Origin of the sequence: Methanosarcina sp. MSH10X1 (assembly GCF_004099695.1) — an archaeon.
In the GTDB taxonomy this organism is placed as follows: Archaea; Halobacteriota; Methanosarcinia; order Methanosarcinales; family Methanosarcinaceae; genus Methanosarcina.
Window position 1 is genome coordinate 14696 of sequence record NZ_SCHL01000011.1, and the last position, 20041, is coordinate 34736.

The window sequence follows — 20041 nt, forward strand, 5'->3', positions numbered from 1 at the left end:
CCTCACTCCTCTATAAAGCCTGAAGCAAGCAAAGCTGACCCTACTGCTCCTATAAGGTGTGAGTTCTCGGGCACGAGAACATCGATCTTGAGAAGCTTCCCAAGGGCCATTGGGACTCCTTCAATAAGGGAAGAGCCGCCCACAAGAATCAGCGGCTCTCTTACATCCACTTCCTGTAACTGCTGCTCGTAGATCTGTTCTACCACGCTATAGCAGGCTGCAGCCGCTACATCTTCAGGGGTAGATCCTTTGGCAAGGGAATTTACAAGGGACTGAATCCCGAAAACTATGCAGTAGCTGTTCATGGATACTTTTTCGTGCATCCCTTTGACTGCCAGAGCTCCGAGTTCGGTAATGTCTACACCAAGGCGTTTTGAGATCATTTCAAAGAATCGTCCTGAAGCGCCTGCGCAGATCCCACCCATTGTAAACATTCCGGGAATTCCGTCTTCAACTGAGATCGCTTTGTTATCCATACCGCCTATATCAATAACGGTTGCAGGGCCTTTTTGCCTGCCAGCAAGGTATACCGCACCTTTCGAGTTGACAGTTATTTCTTCCTGAATAAGCTGAGCTTTTAAATGATTTCCTATAAGAAAGCGCCCGTATCCTGTCGTACCCATGGCCTGAACTTCTTCTCTGGAAACTCCTGCTTCTTTCAGGGCAATAGAATACGCCTCTTCAGCACTTTCAAGGACTTTTGTTGTGGGTACCCAGCCCTTGCCTATTATTTTGTTATCCCTCATTATCACGGCTTTTGTAGTCGTTGACCCTGAATCTATTCCCGCAGTCAGTCCTGTCTGTACCTCCCTTGTAAGAAGGTGCCTGCGTCTGGCAATCGTTGTCAGGGCTTCCAGGCGAGTGAGCAGGGTGCCTGCAGTGGTACTTTCGGTAAACGAATAACTGATTACCGGGATTCTGGAGTGTTTATGGATGTACCTCCGGACCTCATTTCGTACAATAGCTCCTTCGGCACAGCGGAAGCAGGTGGTAATAAAAACTCCGTCCACATTAGTTGTACCTTCAACGACAGCCTTTGCCCTGGCCATCATAAGCCTCAGGTCTCCGCTTGCAACCTCAAGCCCGAAATCACGGCCTATAGTATCTATGGATGCAATATCAACCTCAGGGAAAACAAATTTTGCGTTCACTTTGGCTGCAGCTTCTTCAAATTCGGGCTGAACTCCAGCATATTCAGAGCCACATGATACCAGCGCAATCTTGACAACTGCAGACTCTTCAGCACTCATTCCTTACCCTCCTTTTCTGGCAATCCTTCTTCTTTCGCCTTTTCATTTTCTTCAGGCTTCTCCCTGGGCAGCGTTTCTAGAAATTCTGCGATCTTATTTACGAAATCGCGGGCTTCGTCGTCTGACTCCGGATATTTCACCTCAAGAACAGGAACACCTTTTGAGCGGATTAAATATTTTATCAGCTCGTTTGTGCGATTACAGCCTATGCAGCCGAAATTCGCAGGTGGGTTTTCAACTATAATTGCAGCTTCTGTCTGTTCTATAAGGGGACCCATAAGGGACATTCTTCCTCTTACTCCAGCCGGCACTTCGATTGCAGCATATTTAAGGCCCAGTTTAGGATCTTCAGAAGTTATATTCATGGGAGGAGAATCCAGACTGAGACCTGTAACCTTTTCTCGGATCTGGCTCATCATGGTAAGGGGTTTATGCCCGAAGCGTTCAACCAGGTCAGCCAGAATAAGACTATTTAATGGGTAAATGAAGACCTTTGCCAAAAAACTCACCTCGCAAGCTCTTCTTCAATAACTTTCTCCAGGTCCGAAGTTTTAAGCCTGCATTTCGTTTTACATTTTTCTTTTACATGTTCCTTTGCTTCAAGTTCGTCAAGTGCAGCTCCTATAGCCGGAAGCATTTCCACTTCTTCCCTCAAAAAATGGAATCCTGGCCGCGGACCTCCACCCCTGCTTGCGCGGCAACGTCTCTCATCTCCTGGAGGGAATCCCCTATCCTTTATAAAAATATGATTTTTATCCAGTTGCCGGATTTTTTCGACTACTCCCTGGACATCGTTTTTAGCTCCTGATACGATAAGTCCAAAACATGTCTCCTTTACCGTAACTGGAAACTCTGATTCGTAGATCTTCATAGCTGCGTCTGAAGGCAGCACTTTATCCGAACTGATTACAATGTATTTTGTAATCTCTTCTTTTTTCGTTTCCGTCATCTTTCGTCTCTCCTTCACCCCGGGAGACTCCACCTTCGATGAATCCATATAAATCCGCTCAAGCTTCTGGATCCATTAAAGCGGCCGCATCATAATGAGTTGACTTATTTCTAATCCAGGTTTTAACCTGATACAAGCAACCGATTTTCTGCCTGAGTTATTTATTAGCCTGTTATTTATTAGCCTGATATTTATTACGGCTACTTATTTATTACTGCGCTAACGTATATTACTTCTTTTATATATTATCTTTATTATGTACTCTTAATATTTATCCATTATTTACCTGTAAATTTACTTGCGCACAACTTCAGTTACGTATATCGCATCTCCTTCTTTGACATCGAGAAGTTTCTCAGGATTTATTATCCGGCCGATAATATTAGTTGAGGAAAACTTTTCTCCGGTGGGGCCGAAAAGCTCGTCATCTCCAATTCTTACTCCTATAGTCCCCATTCTTTTTGCAGCCTGATTTGTAATTCCTATTTCTCCTCCGAGTACCTTATTTGTGGGCGTGTTTTCAGGAAGGATTTCCTTATACTTGACGACTTCTTTTTCGGTTTTAAAAAGGTAAGTGTCATCGTATATCATATAAACCGGCAGCTTTCCGACGGTTTTTGTTTTAAGCTCAAGAGCATGGCGGAAAAAATCTACGGATTTGGGGGCTTTTTCAGGGTAAAGTTCAATTTCAATCAGTCTTGCTCTGGATACTGCATACGCAGTTACCTTTGCTTCTCCAAGAATTTCCAGGGTTGTGGGCGGATCCTGCCTGACAATTACTGCATCCTCCCCGATATATCCGTCCTTTACCAGTTCAACCCCTATGGAAGAAAGTACTGGCTCGGCTTCTTCAAAGCTATGCCCCAGAAGAACTATCTGGGGAGGAAGGCTCTCAACAGAGAGTTTTTGTCCTTCTTCTGCGAGCTTGATAAGTTCGATACCTTTAGTTACCTGCCCTACAACGGAATGTATCAGGCTTGAAGGCCGTTCCTCCTTGGAAATATACGTCCTGCCCAGCCCGTATCCTACTGTTCGGACGGAGATCGCACCTTCTCTTCTCGGCTCGAAATTTTCGTAAGGAACAGTTTCTCCTTTCAGGCCATCGTCCGAAATAAATGAACTGGTAGTAACATCTACAGCAAGACTTCCTTCACGGGTCAGGGCATAGAAATGTTCTGCTCCTCTGGGAGCATTTCTGGAAAGCTCAACTTCAAAATAAGTAAATATGCTATTTCCATCTTCAAGCGAAATAGTTAGATCAGTTGTACAGGTCTTCTCTGAGATTTGCTCCCATTCTATTATTGGCTCAATGGTCAGAATCGTATCGTCTCTGGATAGCCTGGATAAAATTTTTCTTCCGGTTACAACTTCTGCAAAAATTCCGTCTTCAGGCATTCCATACTCTGCCGTATGTCTTTTTAGTGAAAAAATAAGATGAGTGTTATGGGGGTCAAATCCACCTGCTCCAAACATTACCTCAAAAGCTTCAAAGCTCCCTGTCCCATGCGAAGGTTTAATTTCGGCTTCAAAGGGCCCGAAAGCCAGAGCTTCAGGGCTCGCCCAGTGCACAGGCTTCCCTTCATACTCTTCAAAATGCTTCGCCCATAATTTTCCTGAAGGTGACTCAGGATTTTTTATTTCTATCCTGAATTCCCCTCTGGAAGTATTGATAGCGTATTCGGTGATTATTTCTGTCTTTTCTTCAGCGGTCTCTTTCAGAATTCCGATCGCTGTACCTGCCATGTAAGAGGCTCTGGAAACTTTAAGGGCATCTCCAAGGGTAGAGCCTTCAGGTAAGGTATATTTTTGCCCATTCACCTCTACGCTGATCTCATTACTCGTAATCGGCACCTCATTTTAGTATTTTCCATACTAAGAGGTGGCAGCATATTTATATTTCTTCTGCAGCTTTGATTTTTTCTTCTTCGGTGAGCTGAGACAGTATATTGTTTGGCTGACCTATGTCTACAATTTTCCCGTTACGCATAAGTGCAACACGGTCACAGATCTCGTTTACAAAATCGATATCGTGAGAAACTACGACAAACGTTTCTCCTATCTCCTCTCTGGCTTTCAGGATGGAATTCGTTACCGATACCTTGGTGATCGGGTCCATAGTCCCTGTCGGCTCATCCATAATGACAATTCTCGGCTCCTTTATCAGAACCTGCGCAAGTGCAATTCTATGCCGCTCCCCTTCACTCAGTTCATCGGTCATTTTGGGTAAAATGGCTTTTGCCTTGTTTTCCTCAAAGCCTGCAGCCTTGAGAGTAATTACGGCTTTTCTAACCCCGAGTTCAAAAGGCAGGTCAAGGCTAATAGACTCGGTAAGGTTGTCTATTACGGAGCTGTGAGTGTAAAGGCCGTATTCCTGATGCAGGAATCCCATGTACTTAGTTGCCCTTCCTTTATTCTCCACTCCCAGTTTTGTCATGTCAACCCATTCGTCTCCCACGCGAACCTCAACTTCTCCGGATGTGGGCGGTAGAATTCCCATAAGAATCTTTGAGGTTGTGGTTTTGCCTGCTCCGCTCACTCCGACCAGCCCGAAAATTTCTCCTTCCTTTACATCAAAGGAGATATCATCTACGGCTCTTACCACGCCACGGTCAACTGAGATATAGCGTTTTGAAAGGTTTCTTACCCTGATTATAGGCTCGCCGACCATCACATTTTTTTCTTGCTTTACCATGGACACACTTTGCATGAATATCGCAGAAACCTCAAGCGGGTCACCTTCCTGGACTACCTCTCCATTTTCAAGCAGGATAGCCTTATCTGCCATCTGTTCGATAACCTCAGGCCAGTGAGAAGTCAGGATCATGCTCATATTATAGTTCTTAACTGACCTGATCATAGCATCATGGACCAGTCTTGCAGTCATGGGGTCAAGAGTGCCTGTAGGCTCATCAGCTAGCAGAAGCAGGGGATTTCTCACAAGCTGCCTTGCAAGCACAACTCTCTGTTTTTCTCCACCCGAAAGTTCTCTTGCAACATGCATCATGCGGTGACTCAGGTTTACTTCTTCCAGCAGTTCGACTGCTTTTTTCATAGAGTCTTTTCCTGCATACCCGATCTCATTCAGAGAGTTAATAACGTTTACAAGAACTCTTTCGTCTCCGTAAAGTGCAAAGGTGCGCTGAAGCATAATGGCTATACGTTTGGTAACATCTTTTCTTACCGGACTGTAAAGGGAGAGTTTTACGAAATCCGCTTCAAAAGCCTCCAGCGTCTCTCCACATACCGGGCACCTCTGGCCTGTTTTGCTGGGGCGCTCTATGAAACCGCATTTCGGGCAGCGGGCAAGATGATAAATCACTTCACCTGATATGTTTTCAAAAGATTCTGTGCCGCGCAGTACGTGCATCAGGATCGTTTTCCCGGACCCGCTTTTTCCCAGAACTCCAACGATTTCCCCTTCGTTAATGCTTAAGTTTACGTTTTTCAGGGCCTTGTGACCATCGAAATCTATGGTTAGATTTTTAACTTCAATAAATACTGGCATGGATTTTCCTCCGCAATTATGAGCTGCAAAACTTTCTGGTGGTTCTTGCCTGCCTGGGCATATAGCTCAAGAGTGAAAAGCAATTATTACAAGTGAATAATACAGTAACATAAACAATGAATTTCACACATTTGGGCAACAAGTACATAAGAGTAAAGATTACATAAACGTAACGCATTATTTTTTCACTGTTAACATTTAAAGCAGGGTTTATAATCAAATTCATCTGGTGAACTTCCTTAGTCAAATTAATTTCGTCCTGCTATATTGACTCGTTGTGTTATATTGATTAGTCTTCTTATATTGACTCGTCGTGTTATATTATTCGTTTTATATATTAATTTCTTTTATACAAGTTACAGCGCTTTTACCACATCCACAACCTTTATTATGTTGTCAATTATCACATCTGCCGCTTTTCTAAGTTCTTCGGGTCTTCTGTCACCCTGTTGCGTTGTCATTATCCCCACGTCTGCTGCCCTGAAAGCCAGTATGTCATTGATTCCATCCCCTACCATGACTACTTTTTCATATTTACTTTTTAGTTCAAGCACAATTTTTTCCTTCATGAGGGTGTTTGAGAAGGCAAAAACTCTTTCCTGGGGAATATTTACAAACTCAGCCAATTGCATGAGAGCAAATAAACTATCTCCTGACGCGATATAAGTGTCTATTTTCATGGAATGCAGAGTCTGGATTGTTTGCAGCGTTGTGCTGAATACGTGTCCACCTGTGCTCAGTACATACGGCACGCTTCTGGCCTCGGAGTCTACTATCAAGCCTGCTGCAATGTAAAAAACATTAGGGCAGCGGGCTGTAACTGCTTCCAGCACTTCATGTACGTCACCAATTCTTGCGGCGGTTCCTCTTATAATTTCACATGCAATTTCCGGAGTAAATTTTCCTTTTGAGCAGCTTATGCCTAATGAAACTCGGTGCTCTCTTATAAATTCGAATAATGGCATATCTTTTCTTGAACGCAGGATTATATCACTTTCGGCATTCAGAACTACAAGCCCGCATCCGTTTTTTTGCGCGACGATAGCAGTGCTCTCTATGTTTTCAAGAATATTCCCTGTGCTGGCTTCCTTTGCAACCCTGTACATATGTAGAAGGGTTCCAGCGCTGTCAAAGACCACTGCAATTCTTTTGGACATATCAAGTGATTATGCTATAAAATAAAAAAATCTTTGTAAAAATCCGGAAAACTCAATAGAGATTTGATGAAAATAAAATATGTGAAGAAAAGCTAACTTCACATTATCTGGGCTCCTGAGAGCAGGACACCTGCAAAGAATCCAAGGATCACTCCGGAGTTCAGGAAAGGGAGCCCTGCCTGGGGTTTTCCTCTCATTACCAGGATGGAAAGTATTGCGTGCCCCGCAAGGGTGCCCAATATAGCCCCGAGAACTGGATATGAGATCCCATTGCTTTCCATAAAGACATTTGCCGAGACCACCAGAAGGGTAGGCATAACCGCATCTCCGAGACCCATGAAGAAGGCTTCGCGCTTTTCTCCCGATTTGAAGTTCTCCTTCAGGAAGGAGTAACCTGAATTTTTTGGAATTACGAACAGGATCGGAAGCTTCAGGTCCATTATCCCCTCAGCCATAGTAACCATATGCTTTGTTTTGTATACCGAGATAGCATCATAGATTGCAAGAAGTAGCAGGAGTACTATTATGGGGATAATTGAAAGGGAAATCCCTATCAGGGCACTGACCCCCGCTGCAATACAAACGCCCACAATGTCAACTATGTACCATTCGGGATATTTATAGAGCAGTACTGTTATTCCTGTGGATAGCACCGCTGAGGCAATGACTTCAAATCCCGACAGAGACGGAATGAGAGTAAACAGGGCAAAGAATACGTAGTATAGGGTACTTATTATAGCCAGGTAAATAAAGAGGCTGATTACCCATTTCATATTTCTCTTTAGTGCGATCAGGACAAACAGGGTGAAAACCAGGATCATTATAATATAATATATGGAATTGGACACCTGGGTAGGGTCTTCAAAAGCCTGCATTTCATTAACTTCCATGGGTGCGGATAAAAAAAGTGCAAGAATCTGCACTACCAAGATTAATCCTCCCATGGAGAGAATAGGTAAATAATCTTTAATTGATTGTTCGCTGGAACTCAAGTGCTAAACTCCTCAATTCTTAACAGTATGCCTCTTTTATTCCTTTATATATTTACTGTATTTTTATCTCCTGTTCTTCTAGCCTGTTTATATAATAACCTTGCCTGGAAAATCTCTTTCTTTTGTCATATTTTTCAGGAAGGGGATTTATCACATAGTATTTCAGGCGCAGTACTTCTGATACATTCCTTAAGATCTGGCTCTTTTTTCTAGAGCATTCGCTTATCGACTTTTCGGGTAGGCTATAAGTTTTTGCGCTTTCAATCCGGGAGATAAGAGTTGAAAACAAAAAATTTGTCATTTGATGAAAGTTTTGTTCTCAGGCGCTCTATTCGAACCTTAAACGAACGTACACTACAATCAGATATTGATATCTACTTTCTGACACGGAATTCCCTTTTCAAAAGAAATTTCGGTTTTGATGCTTTCTCCCGGATAAACCATGCCCTATATTTTTCACTGACTTACAGGCAATATTGCTTTTTTCAAAGGATCATATACCTTGAGGACTTCCTGCAGTTGCTCCTCAGTATGGATATCCATATTACCTTTCAGCGGGTACGCTTTGATCCTGGCCTGCGGCAATTCAGGAATCTCAATATCAAGAGCCTGGTAAAAACTTTTGAGTCCTGCTAAACGACTCCTGGCGGTCAGATTGGCGTTGCCCCTTTCCTTTTGTAAGCGCTTTCCAGACCCAATTAGATACTTTTTTATACTGCGCTGTCGCATCAGTTTACCAGATTTAACTTCCTGTTCGGCCTCCGTTAATAGTTAACCCGGTGTCTTCCCGGTCCATTTGGTAAAGTGTCTCATAGCTAACAAGTAATTCCTTTCCGTATTCGACTGCGGGATCGGAGTGTCAGGCTACTCTCTAATTACCGGATCATCGCGCAGGCCGTCAAAGTTTATAAGGAGATCCCCAAACTCTTGATATATTACCTTTGGGTTGATACTTTAGCAAAAGTATCTCCGCTTGATCGTTTTGAAATATATATTACAGAACACTTGTGTATGCGGAAAAATCTTACAGGTATATTAGAGGTATACAATGGAAACTAGAGATACAGTATTTCTTGTTGTGATGGTTCTGTCAGCCTTTCTTCTATCCTTTGAATGGCTTAGAAGATTTGCATACAAACCCACAAACCCCTTGATTATTCTCTCGGTTATGGTCCTGGTCGGAACGCTAGCGATTATGCTCATCTCTATTAACAACAGGCTTCAGGAGCTCGAAGATAAAATGGAAGCAAAGGACCGCACCCTCAAGGTCAACATGGAGAGTACGGGAATGAAGATTGAAGAAAGGATGAATGAACTCTCAAGCAAAGTTGATAATTCAATCTACGAGTTCAACCGCAGAAAGTATCACTGAATTTTACTTATAATTCTATTTTTTATAAGGACCGGACTTTCAATCTTCTATTCTAAGAAAAAGATATGGTTGGATATTCAAATTTTGCTGACAATTAAATACAGTTTTTTATTTGAGAATATCTAACATTTTAGCAGCATCCCCTTTATAGTGCAGGAATCTTCCACGTGGGCGAGGTTAATTTTAAAAAACAGTAGATAAGAAATTTATTAAACAGATTCTCAGGTTTTATTCGAGTTTGAGTATAAACTTATTACTATTTATCCTAGTCTGAATTGCAATATCTACTAATATTTCCGATTTATTCAGGTTCAATCCGGCCATTTCGGGTGCAAGCACCTTGATTTAGTAAGGTATATATATTGGTTCTTCTGTAGTAGAGAGGAATATCTGAGATCCGATTATTAATAAAAATATTAAAGAAGTTATCACATATCGCAAGTTATTATTACTCAGAGTTAGTATTATTTGATTACTTGTGTAAGCAGGTAAAGAAGGAAAGCTAATATGCACCTCAATCTGGAACCGATTGGCATTATCAAGAAGGTTGCAAATAAGTCGGAAATTTTGATTTATTCTGATTTTGAACAGGTCATACGAAATATTGTGTCCAAAATAGGAGAAGGAGCTGAAAAAGGACAGAAGCTCCTGGTCATCCATAAAAACAATAACAAAAAACAGATAGATGGGCACCAGGTTCAGGTCACGAAAGCGACCTTACTGGAGAGAAAAGGCAATTTGCTGACAATATCCAAGATAGAGGCAAATGAAGATTCAGTGATCGATGTTCGACTTGACCTTACCGCCTGAGTTCTGAAGTCTCTGAAGAGACTTATGAAACCCATTAAAATATCATCTCTTTTTCATCCCTTACTGGATAGCTTTGATGGGCGACCAGGAAATGGTAATAAGGTATAAACAAAATAAGCGGGACTTAAGCTTTGTGAATTTAGCTGAAACATCATGAGCCGGATTTAAGCTCCATGAGCAGAAACTGTATGGTTGAATCAGAGCTGGATTAATTAGACTGAAACTCTGTGGTTAGTTGCTTTATTTTTACTATTATGCTGAGCAGTTACTGTTTCTCTGAAGCTTCTACCTTCAACGGGATATCTCAGAATAACTCGAAATGCGCGGTAAATATAAAACTTCAGTACCTATAAAGCGTATTGAGCAGTAAAACTACAGGATTACTGTAAAACACCTCTGATATTTAGCCGCAGCAAAGCATATATGATATTGGCTTGAGGTAAAAGGCCTTTGATATTGAATTCTCACGGAACCGTTGGAAGGCTAATGAATAAGGCAAGGGGTAAGAAAGAAAATAATTGGAGCGCTGAAGCTTCAGGAAAACTTAAGACTCGAGGGAAAATATGGGCACAGACATAGGCGATCTGCTTCAGAAAAGAAAAGTTGAGTTTTCGGATCTTGCAAACCAGGTGGTTGCAATTGATGCATTTAATACGCTGCACCAGTTTTTGAGCATTATTCGCCAGCGGGATGGAAATCCTCTGGTCGATTCCGCAGGTAGAGTAACTTCCCACCTCTCAGGTCTGCTTTACCGGACAGCAAGCCTTGTTGAAGTCGGTATCAAGCCTCTTTTTGTTTTTGATGGCAAACCTCCTGCTCTCAAGTCCGAAACACTGAATAAAAGGAAAGAAGTAAGGGAATCTTCAAGGGAAAAATGGGAAAATGCAAAAGCCGTCGGGGATCTCGAATCGGCTTATAGGTATGCCCAGGCTTCCTCAAAAGTAAATCAGGAGATTATTGAAGATTCCAAGTATCTTCTTAGCGCTATGGGAATTCCTTTCGTTCAGGCACCCTGTGAAGGGGAAGCTCAGGCTGCACATATGGTTCTCAAAAAAGATGCTAATTGCGTTGCTTCGCAGGATTATGACTCATTCCTTTTTGGAGCGCCGGTTGTTGTCCGGAACCTGGCCGTAACAGGAAAACGCAAGCTTCCGGGAAAGAATATTTACGTCGACGTCGAAGCCGAAATAATAGAACTGGACGAAACTCTCCAGGCCCTGGAAATTACCAGGGAGCAGCTTATAGATATCGCGATCTGTGTGGGGACGGATTATAATAAAGGCCTGGAAAAAGTAGGCCCGAAAACAGCCCTCAAACTTATTAAAAAGCATGGAGATATTTATGCCGTGCTCCGCGAAAAAAGGGCAGAAATCGAAGCTGTGGACCGGATCCGGGAAATCTTTCTCAACCCTGATGTGACGGATAATTACGAAATAAAATGGGGCAAACCTGACTCCGAAAAACTTCTTGAATTCCTTTGTGAAAAGCATGATTTCTCGGTTGACAGGGTGGAAAAAGCTGCAGAACGGCTTAAAGCGGCTTCAGGAGCCAGACAAAAAACTCTTGACCAGTGGTTTTAAGGAATCTTTTATTCAGAAGCATTTTGCTCCATAATTTTCCTTTATAATTTCTATCGTATCCAGCCAAGGAGGTCTGAGACTGACAAAAGCAGACCCTAACTCTTCCCGGGAAAAACACTCACATGCCCATGCTCATGGAGCTGTAGACCCTGAACTTCTCTCTACATCCAGGGGACTTTATGCGATCAAATGGTCCTTTGTCGGGCTGATGGCTACAGCTCTTTTTCAGATTCTCATTGTCTGGATCTCGGGAAGTGTAGCCCTCCTGGCTGATACACTCCACAATTTCGGGGATGCTGCGACCGCAATTCCTCTGGGTCTTGCTTTTCTCCTTTCCCGGAAAAAACCGAACAAACGTTTCACTTACGGCTACGGCAGGGCAGAAGACCTTGCGGGCTTACTAATTGTCTTTTTAATTCTTCTAAGCGCTGTTGTAGCAGCCTATGAGTCGATATCTAGATTTTTCTACCCTCAGCCCGTGGAATTTCTTGGAGGGGTAATTGCAGCTTCGATTATCGGATTCCTGGGAAATGAGTTTGTTGCAAAATTCCGGATAAAAATAGGAAAGGAAATCGGAAGTGCAGCTCTTGTGGCTGACGGTTACCATGCACGAGCGGATGGTTTTACAAGTCTCGCCGTGCTTTTCGGAGCGTTTGGGGTCTGGCTTGGCTTTCCACTCTCGGATCCTCTTATAGGACTCCTTATTACAATTACAATTCTGAGAATCGTCTGGGACGCGGGCAAATCCGTATTTTCCCGTATGCTTGATGGTGTGGAACCGGACATTGTTGACGAAATTCACCAGGTAATCAATAAAATAGAAGAGGTAGGGAATGTTACCGAAGTAAGGGTTCGCTGGCTAGGGCACAGACTATATGCGGAAGTAAACATTGCGGTAGACCCATTACTTTCGGTTGAAGAGGGGCATTTGATTGCCGTAGAGGTACGGCACAGGATGATGCACGGTCTGGGTTATCTGTCAAACGTGATCGTTCATGTGGACCCGCTCGGTTCAGCCGGGGAGTCATTTCACAGGCTGCCTGAGCATGAGCACGACAATCTCCCTTCTCATTCGCACTGAACCTGAGAGGTTTTAGACTCTGGAGATTTCTGCTCCTCGGTTTTTTGCCCTGGTAAGTATAACAGTCCCGCCAACGGATTCATCGAGCATTTTCTGAACCTCCACCTGGAGGTGCCTGCCTTCCGATTTATTGTCTACAAAGGAATACACTACAGGTCCAAAGGAACTTACCCCGGCGCCGTAACTCTGGCTGCGCATGAAGGAAGCGATATTCTTCACAAACTCAGGCCAGATAAGGCTTTCCCTTTTATTGAAACCAACGTTCTGGACATGATTTACTGCAGCTCCAAAGCTCTCTATATCTTTCTCTATTACTGCAGGCATCATCTGCATGAGAACGACATGGCAGATTTCCCTGACTTCCTCTATAGGGAGAGGGCAGAATTTCTTGAAGGTATCGATCTCCTCCTGGTCGTGCATTCCCTTCTCATTAGGGATTGCTACCACCATATCCCAATCAGGAAAATCCTCCCTGAAGAGTACTGGCCCGGGGGGTACCCGGCTGGCAGCCGACGGCATAAAACCACCCTTGTCTTTGAACCTGTGACCTCCGTCAACTATAAATCCGCCTTCCTCAAAAGCAGTTACTCCGATGCCCGAAGTTCCTCCTCGTTTTACTGCTAGTGCAAGTTCTCTAACACTCTTTCCAAGATCATATAATTCATTCACGGCTGCTGCCGCGGCAAGAGAAGATTGAGTCCCAGATCCAAAACCCACATGGGCTGGATACACTTCCTGTACGTTGATCCTGATGCCTTTCCCTTCTGGAAGCAGAGCTTCTGCAGCTCTTTTCATTCGATCGGTGAAATCCTGCAGACCCTCGATACTGACTCCATCGGCTTCTTCGGCCGTAATCTTTATGTTGGGAGAGGAAAGGGTTAGTCCTGCTCCTCCGTCAACTCTTCCGATCTCTCCGTTCATATCTATGAGAGTCATATGAATTCGGCAAGGGGTGGTTACTTTGATCATTACTATTAAACTCCGAAACTGGACTGGAAATTTCTAATTTGCTAAGTATCTGCGCTCTTTTATTATAACTGCTGATATTTAATCTTTTTAAAATTATCTTTGATCAAGCTTCATTTTCATGAAAATAATGAATAAGATGAGAAGGGCAAGATTAAAAGGGGGGCAAGAGCAGAAGGGAAATTAAGGTTCCTGATATCTCAGGTGGTTTTTTTCTCTGCTTAATTTCCTTTTCACATTTTTTCTTTATTTGTTTACTCTTTTACGATAAGGGATTCCCCTTTCATATCTTCAGGTTTTCGGATCTTGAGGAGTTCCAGGAGAGTTGGTGCAAGATCGCAAAGTTTTCCATCCTTAAAAGCTTTAACCTCATGATTTCCTGCGTAAATGCATCTTACAAGATTTGAGGTATGTGCGGTATGAGGTTCTCCTGTTGTCGAGTTTTCCATCTGTTCGGCATTCCCGTGGTCTGCAGTTATGAGAGCTACACCTCCCACTTCTTTAAGAGCCGCTGCAATTTTGCCCACGCAGTTATCTACAGCTTCCACCGCCTTTGCTGCGGCGTCAAAAATTCCGGTGTGTCCTACCATATCCATGTTTGCTAGATTAAGGATTATCACATCGTATTTTCCTGACCTGATTCTCTTTATCACTTCATTCGTAACTTCATATGCACTCATTTCGGGCTTGAGGTCATAGGTAGCGATCTTTGGTGACGGAATTAGGCAGCGGTCCTCACCTTCATAGCATTTCTCCTGCCCTCCGTTGAGGAAAAAAGTCACATGGGCGTACTTTTCGGTTTCGGCAATCCGAAGCTGGGTTAACCCCTGCTTGCTCAAAACCTCGCCAAGTACATTTTCCAGTTCTTCAGGGGGGAAAGCTATAGGCAAATCAAGAGTTTCATCATACTGTGCCATACAGACATAGTGAACCTTCGGGTGTTTTTCCCTGGGGAAGCCTTCAAAATCTTTATTCACAAAAGCCCAGGTAAGCTGCCGTGCCCTATCAGGCCTGAAATTGAAGAAGATTAAAGAATCACTATCCTGTATAACTGCCTCGGGCTTTCCTTCTGAATCCATGATTATAGTCGGTTTCACAAATTCGTCAGTTTCTCCCCTGCCGTAGGCTTCAGAAACTGCAGTCTCCGCATCAGGAGCTTTGTAAGGGGCAATCCCCAGAGTCAGGGCATCATAGGCAAGTTTTGTCCTCTCCCAGCGTTTATCCCTATCCATTGCGTAGTAACGCCCTGATACAGTTGCGATTTTAACATTACCATTCTCCTTGCAAATAGCGTCAAGCTCCTTTATGTCCTTGAGGGCAGCTTTAGGGGGCACATCTCTGCCGTCCAGAAATGCATGTATATATACTTTTTTCAGCCCTTTCTCCTTTGCAAGTTTAATGAGGGCATAAATGTGAGTCATGTGGCTATGGACGCCTCCGTAAGAGACAAGCCCCAAGAGGTGCAGGCTTGAGTCGTTATCTCTGGCGTTTGTAATAGCATCCAAAAAAGCCGGATTTTCGAAGAAGTCTCCATTCCTGATAGCAAGGTTTATGCGGGTAAGGTCCTGGTAAACAATTCGTCCTGCTCCTATATTCAGGTGACCTACTTCAGAATTCCCCATCTGGCCTTCCGGAAGACCTACGGCTTCCCCTGATGATTCTAAAAGACAACAGGGATATTCTTCTATCAAGCGGTCAAGGTTTGGAGTTCTGGCTGCCAGGATAGCATTTCCTTCTCTGGCTTCCCTGTAGCCCCAGCCATCAAGAATTATGAGCATAAGAGGTCTTTTTGCCTGAATCATATGAAGCAAATTCCACACATGTTCATAAATAGCTTATTATGGAACCTCATATGACTCTGTGATGGCATAATTTAATATTATTATATGTTCTGATACTTCCACAGTCATTAATTATAGTGGGCTATTATAGTGGGATTACATGATTTCCTGTTGTAGCTACACTATCTATGCCTGGTACCATCGCGGCCCTCATACTTCTGGCGCTAACAAAAATAACTGCCTGTAGAATCATTCCAGCAAGCGAAATAAAAAAGTCTCTACCTTATCCCTATTCTTCTCATTTTAGACTTCAGGCCATAGCTGGAGGCGAACTCCTTATTTATTTTAATTACCTCGTCATTAAAGTATTTAAGGTCGTCCGGGATATCTCCAAGTGCATCGGCTTTATACTGTGTATCAACTAAAGTAGCAGGTGGCACAAACTTGCCATCTGCAAGCTTTACGCCTATAACTACCGCCCCATGTGCTACAAAACACTTCTCTCCTAAAGTGGATGCATGCACCACTGCGTTAAAACCTACAAAACTGTCATTCCCGATCTTCATGGGGCCGTGGATTACAGCGCCGTGAGCTATTGAAATGCGCTTTCCCAGCTCAATCGAACTGCCCTCAAGGCCATGAAAGATTACGCCGTCCTGAATATTACATTCGTCGCCTATGATGATGGGATAAGCTTCATCTGCCCGGAGTGATACTGCAGGCGCGACATAAACATTATCACCGATCCTCACATCCCCTATGAGTATAGCTGAATCATCCACATAAGCAGTTGCCGATACTGTCGGCATGCGCTCTGTGCTATTCCACGAAGTTTTTGGATTGCTTTTCAGCGTAATAACACCACCCCTTCAGGTATCCGGTATTCTCCTTAGAAAAAGTCACCACCAGTACTAATTCCCCCTCGAGAAAGGTTCTCAATAATCGATTACAAAGGACAGTAATATTTCTTTTGCTACGGTTTTTGATTAATTTCAGAGTTTGGTTTATACCGTAAGTCTGTAGAAACGACTTCGTATATTTATAACGAATAATACTGACAAATTGCCATCAGGTTTAAATAGGGGGGAAGCCGAGTAAAATAATGGGGGATTGGTGAAACTAAATTTACACAGGTCCTCGATAAGTAACGGTAACTATTCGGCCTGGGTAAAACAATACCAGTAGCCATATTTTTAATTTATGAACATCTCATGAATTAGATTTCAATTACTGGTTACTGATTTTGCTTTTTTCCTACCGGTTAGTGTTTTTACTAACTCATTCCATCAAAACCGACTTATTGATGTCGATTTTGAGCAGGCTGAATCTTACGAATTTGATCGGTACAGGCTTACGCATGAGATCTAAAACAGGTACAGTAAAATTGTAGTTCAATTTACACTTTAGACAGCTAAAAAGTTTAACGCCATTATTCTTCGTTTCAATTGCGTAAGTCTTTCGACATTTATTGTCTGCATTGAAAAGAATGAAATAATTTTCTTTCAGAGGTGTTAAACTTATGGCAGATGATGTCAGGATTTTAGGTATGCCCGCCGAGTCGGGACGGTGGATACTGGTTATTATAGGCACCATTATCGAACTCTGTCTGGGTGCCGTCTATGCATACAGTATACTTAGCGTACCGCTAAAGAAAATTTTCACAGACCCGGTATCAGCCGGGGGTTTCGGTCTAACGGTCAGTGCAATTGAGATGCAGCTACCGTACATTGTGTCCCTTGCCATGTTCGCTGTAACCATGCCACTGGTCGGCAGGTATATCGAAAGCCTGGGGCCCAGAAAAGTGGGAATGATCGGTGGGGTTATCGTAGGACTGGGCTGGATTCTAGCTTCTTTTGCAACCTCGCCGACAATGCTTGCGATTTTATATGGTGTTGTTGCCGGGGTGGGCGTTGGTATTGCTTACGGCTGCCCGATTACAACCTCTGCAAGGTGGTTCCCTGACAAAAGAGGTCTTGCAGTAGGACTTACATTGCTGGGATTCGGATTTTCTGCATTCGTTACTGGGAAGGTAGCGGATATGCTGACCGCAAACGTCGGAATATTCAATACATTTCGTTTCCTGGGAATTGGTTTCCTGGCATTGATCGTAGTTCTTTCAATGTTCCTGGTCTTTCCACCTGCAGGTTGGTGCCCGAGAGGCTGGAAACCCCCTGCACCAATTGGGGGAATTGCGAAGGTGGATTTCACCAGAGAAGAAATGATAAGAACTAGGAGCTTTATCGGCCTCTGGGTCTGCTACACTATAGGCGCTCTTGCCGGGCTCATGGCTATAGGCGTTGCCAAACCCGCAGGTATGGAGGTGGCTGGCAATGCAGGCATAGGTGAATTGACCGCAGGTGTGCTGATGACTAACCTCATTCTTCCATTTGCAATTTGTAATGCAGGCGGAAGGCCTCTCTTCGGCACGTTGACGGATAAGATCACTCCCTCAAAAGCGGCCATTCTATCATATATTCTGATTATAATCGCATCCCTGCTGGTATACCTGAATCCGGCTTCTGTCAGCATGTACACGATAGCGTTCTCACTACTCTGGCTCTGTCTCGGTGGCTGGCTGGCTATTGCTCCCGCGGCTACAGCTTGCTATTTTGGCACTACGGACTATGCACGTAACTATGGCTTGATCTTTACAGCTTATGGTGTCGGGGCTATAATAGGAAACCTGATGGCAGGCGCAGCAAAAGATATTCTTGGGGGATATGTCAATGTCTTCCCATACGTTGCCGTGCTGTCGGTACTTGGCATTGTCGTAGCTTTCTTAATGCTGAAGCCACCTGCAACGGCTGCCTCCAAAGCCATTTCTTCAACTGAGACAAAGAAATCTTCTATTTAATTTTTATTTTTTACAGCCTCAGGTATTGTGCCTGTTGAAAGGCTTAATATTATAAAAGAATATAAAATAAAATTATACAGCTCTCTGCTAAGTAAATCTCAAAATTTTTCGAGACAGGAGTTTAGCAGGGACTAGTCGAAAATATTTATTCATTTAAAAATGTTATTTACTAAAATAGATACATAGATACTTAGGGGGATAATAATGCCAGACGTTGAATATATGTTGTTCTGCTGCAGAGATCAGGAGCATAAGTGTGGCTTCCGTGTACAGGCAAAGACAAAGGAAGAAGCTATGGAACATGCCAGAGCCCATATGGCAAGTGAGCATGGCATGAAGGAGATTTCCGAGGAGACCGAACGCAGTATAAAGGAAAAGATAAAACCTGTGAAGGTCGAGGAGTGAGACCGAAGACCGGTATTTATATCTTCTGTCAGGTTATTTGCGCAGCCGCGCATCTCTCACCTGGAATCTCCGGGAATTGACACTGATATAAGACAACCTTCAGGTTTTACCCTCATTTTATTGCTCTGTGGTACAGTTACCTGCTCTGGCAGCAGAAACTATGTGCGCAACTATAGCCCGGTCCTCGCAGCCTGCTATATAGGTGCCATTATGTGGAAACCTGATTTTAGATGCGGCAAAAAATGCCCTGAGAGGATATATCAGTGTCTTTCCCCTGAATGGTTGTGCTATGGCAGCAGTATTATCACGATCTTCGTGATGCTGAAGCCACATTAGCAACTGCCCTCAGAGCCTCTACAGTCAACAGGCGAAGATCTCAACTTAAATCTTTTTATGACTTTTCCGGCTTCAAGGCTGTCAGTTACAGAACAGATTCTAACTTAAAATTATATTTTTCTGTTTTATTTAACTAATACGTCAAGCAAATGACCAGCTCTCGCTTTTTTTTATATAGCTGTATCGTAAACTCTATAACTATTAACTATGACATATCTTTTCAAGAGGTAAAAAACAGATCCAAAAACAGTCTAATATCTCACAATTAATTTTCATTAGGAGTTCAGGCTAAATCTTCGGTTAATGGGAAGGAGGATCTGATTTAATGAGTCAAAATATTAAAGATGTTATGAATATTCGTGATATTAAAATTACGGATTTATCCGCAAACCCCGCTCCTCTGGGTTTGATGGGCTTTGGAATGACGACTGTGTTGTTGAACATACACAATGCAGGCTTCTATCCGATGAACGCTATGATCCTTTCGATGGGCTTCTTTTATGGCGGATTGGCTCAGGTTATTGCAGGGATAATGGAATGGAAAAAAGGCAATACATTCGGAACTACAGCTTTTACCTCATATGGGCTGTTCTGGCTTACGCTTGTGGGAATTAATCTGCTCCCTGGGATTGAGATTTATTCAGGGTTTGCTACAGGGCCATTCCCACTTGCCGCATATATGTTTATGTGGGGACTTTTTACCCTTGTTATGTTTATAGGTACACTAAGAGGCTCAAAGGCTCTCTCTGTTGTTTTCCTGACTCTTGCAATTCTATTTTTCCTGCTTACAGCAGCTTTCTATCTTGGCGCAGAAGGTGCAGGCGCCGGAATCCTGAGAATAGCTGGCTACGAAGGGATCTTTACGGGACTTGCCGCAATATATACAGCCCTCGGTCAGGTGTTAAATGAAGCATATGGAAAGAAAATAGTTCCTTTGTAATAGTTATAGTCTATTTTTGGGCGATTTTGCCCTTATTTCAATTTTTGGCAGTTACCTGTCAGA

The 20041-nt window shown here is 43.2% G+C and carries 19 protein-coding genes; 7 read left to right on the top strand and 12 right to left on the bottom strand.

Features of this window, described 5'->3' with window-relative positions; all coding sequences use genetic code 11:
* Positions 1–2: 2 nt before the first annotated feature.
* The 8 genes from EQO05_RS09960 to EQO05_RS09995 form a co-directional block, all read right to left on the bottom strand.
* On the bottom strand, positions 3–1250 hold the full coding sequence (locus EQO05_RS09960; protein ID WP_128506107.1) for a methanogenesis marker 15 protein: 1248 nt from the start codon (positions 1248–1250) through the stop codon (positions 3–5).
* On the bottom strand, positions 1247–1759 hold the full coding sequence (locus tag EQO05_RS09965) for a methanogenesis marker 5 protein (RefSeq protein WP_128506109.1): 513 nt from the start codon (positions 1757–1759) through the stop codon (positions 1247–1249). The genes EQO05_RS09960 and EQO05_RS09965 overlap by 4 nt, the downstream gene beginning before the upstream one ends.
* Positions 1756–2199 carry a methanogenesis marker 6 protein gene (locus EQO05_RS09970; RefSeq protein ID WP_128506111.1) on the bottom strand — a complete coding sequence of 148 codons (444 nt, stop codon included), beginning with the start codon at positions 2197–2199 and terminating at the stop codon, positions 1756–1758. Before EQO05_RS09970 ends, EQO05_RS09965 begins: the two co-directional genes overlap by 4 nt.
* Positions 2200–2493: 294 nt before the next feature.
* Positions 2494–4050, bottom strand: coding sequence for a methanogenesis marker 3 protein (locus EQO05_RS09975; RefSeq protein WP_128506113.1), 1557 nt, complete (start codon positions 4048–4050; stop codon positions 2494–2496).
* 40 nt (positions 4051–4090) lie between these two features.
* Positions 4091–5704 carry a methyl coenzyme M reductase system, component A2 gene (atwA, locus tag EQO05_RS09980; protein WP_128506114.1) on the bottom strand — a complete coding sequence of 538 codons (1614 nt, stop codon included), beginning with the start codon at positions 5702–5704 and terminating at the stop codon, positions 4091–4093.
* 356 nt (positions 5705–6060) lie between these two features.
* The gene (locus EQO05_RS09985; RefSeq protein ID WP_128506116.1) at positions 6061–6861 is read right to left on the bottom strand and encodes an HAD family hydrolase; all 801 of its coding nucleotides are present in this window, start codon (positions 6859–6861) and stop codon (positions 6061–6063) included.
* A gap of 98 nt (positions 6862–6959) precedes the next feature.
* Entirely contained in the window at positions 6960–7853 is an 894-nt protein-coding gene (locus EQO05_RS09990) for a presenilin family intramembrane aspartyl protease PSH (RefSeq protein ID WP_128506118.1), read from the bottom strand.
* A gap of 456 nt (positions 7854–8309) precedes the next feature.
* The gene (locus EQO05_RS09995) at positions 8310–8582 is read right to left on the bottom strand and encodes a hypothetical protein (RefSeq protein WP_128506120.1); all 273 of its coding nucleotides are present in this window, start codon (positions 8580–8582) and stop codon (positions 8310–8312) included.
* Between the two features lie 319 nt (positions 8583–8901).
* On the opposite strand from EQO05_RS09995, the gene EQO05_RS10000 reads away from it, so the two are divergent.
* The 4 genes from EQO05_RS10000 (at position 8902) to EQO05_RS10015 (ending at position 12696) form a co-directional block, all read left to right on the top strand.
* Positions 8902–9225: a hypothetical protein gene (locus tag EQO05_RS10000; RefSeq protein WP_128506122.1), complete on the top strand. Its 324-nt coding sequence runs from the start codon at positions 8902–8904 to the stop codon at positions 9223–9225.
* A 507-nt stretch (positions 9226–9732) separates the two neighbouring features.
* On the top strand, positions 9733–10035 hold the full coding sequence (locus EQO05_RS10005) for a hypothetical protein (RefSeq protein ID WP_128506124.1): 303 nt from the start codon (positions 9733–9735) through the stop codon (positions 10033–10035).
* 563 nt (positions 10036–10598) lie between these two features.
* Complete coding sequence (fen, locus tag EQO05_RS10010; RefSeq protein ID WP_128506126.1) at positions 10599–11615, top strand: flap endonuclease-1; 1017 nt, start codon at positions 10599–10601, stop codon at positions 11613–11615.
* Between the two features lie 73 nt (positions 11616–11688).
* Complete coding sequence (locus tag EQO05_RS10015; RefSeq protein ID WP_128506128.1) at positions 11689–12696, top strand: cation diffusion facilitator family transporter; 1008 nt, start codon at positions 11689–11691, stop codon at positions 12694–12696.
* Positions 12697–12708: 12 nt separating this feature from the next.
* On the opposite strand, the gene EQO05_RS10020 is transcribed toward EQO05_RS10015, so the two are convergent.
* From EQO05_RS10020 to EQO05_RS10030, 3 genes are all read right to left on the bottom strand, one after another.
* Complete coding sequence (locus EQO05_RS10020) at positions 12709–13665, bottom strand: beta-ribofuranosylaminobenzene 5'-phosphate synthase (protein ID WP_128506129.1); 957 nt, start codon at positions 13663–13665, stop codon at positions 12709–12711.
* 251 nt (positions 13666–13916) lie between these two features.
* Complete coding sequence (gene gpmI / locus EQO05_RS10025; protein ID WP_128506131.1) at positions 13917–15464, bottom strand: 2,3-bisphosphoglycerate-independent phosphoglycerate mutase; 1548 nt, start codon at positions 15462–15464, stop codon at positions 13917–13919.
* Between the two features lie 257 nt (positions 15465–15721).
* Positions 15722–16252, bottom strand: a complete 531-nt coding sequence (locus EQO05_RS10030) for a DapH/DapD/GlmU-related protein (protein ID WP_128506132.1) — start codon at positions 16250–16252, stop codon at positions 15722–15724.
* 710 nt (positions 16253–16962) lie between these two features.
* Here EQO05_RS10030 and EQO05_RS10035 point away from each other — a divergent pair.
* Positions 16963–18297, top strand: a complete 1335-nt coding sequence (locus EQO05_RS10035; RefSeq protein ID WP_128506134.1) for an OFA family MFS transporter — start codon at positions 16963–16965, stop codon at positions 18295–18297.
* 204 nt (positions 18298–18501) lie between these two features.
* Entirely contained in the window at positions 18502–18702 is a 201-nt protein-coding gene (locus EQO05_RS10040; protein WP_128506136.1) for a DUF1059 domain-containing protein, read from the top strand.
* Between the two features lie 117 nt (positions 18703–18819).
* Here EQO05_RS10040 and EQO05_RS10045 read toward each other — a convergent pair whose 3' ends face one another.
* Entirely contained in the window at positions 18820–19035 is a 216-nt protein-coding gene (locus tag EQO05_RS10045; protein WP_128506138.1) for a hypothetical protein, read from the bottom strand.
* 328 nt (positions 19036–19363) lie between these two features.
* On the opposite strand from EQO05_RS10045, the gene EQO05_RS10050 reads away from it, so the two are divergent.
* Positions 19364–19978 carry an acetate uptake transporter gene (locus EQO05_RS10050; RefSeq protein WP_128506140.1) on the top strand — a complete coding sequence of 205 codons (615 nt, stop codon included), beginning with the start codon at positions 19364–19366 and terminating at the stop codon, positions 19976–19978.
* Positions 19979–20041 lie beyond the last annotated feature (63 nt).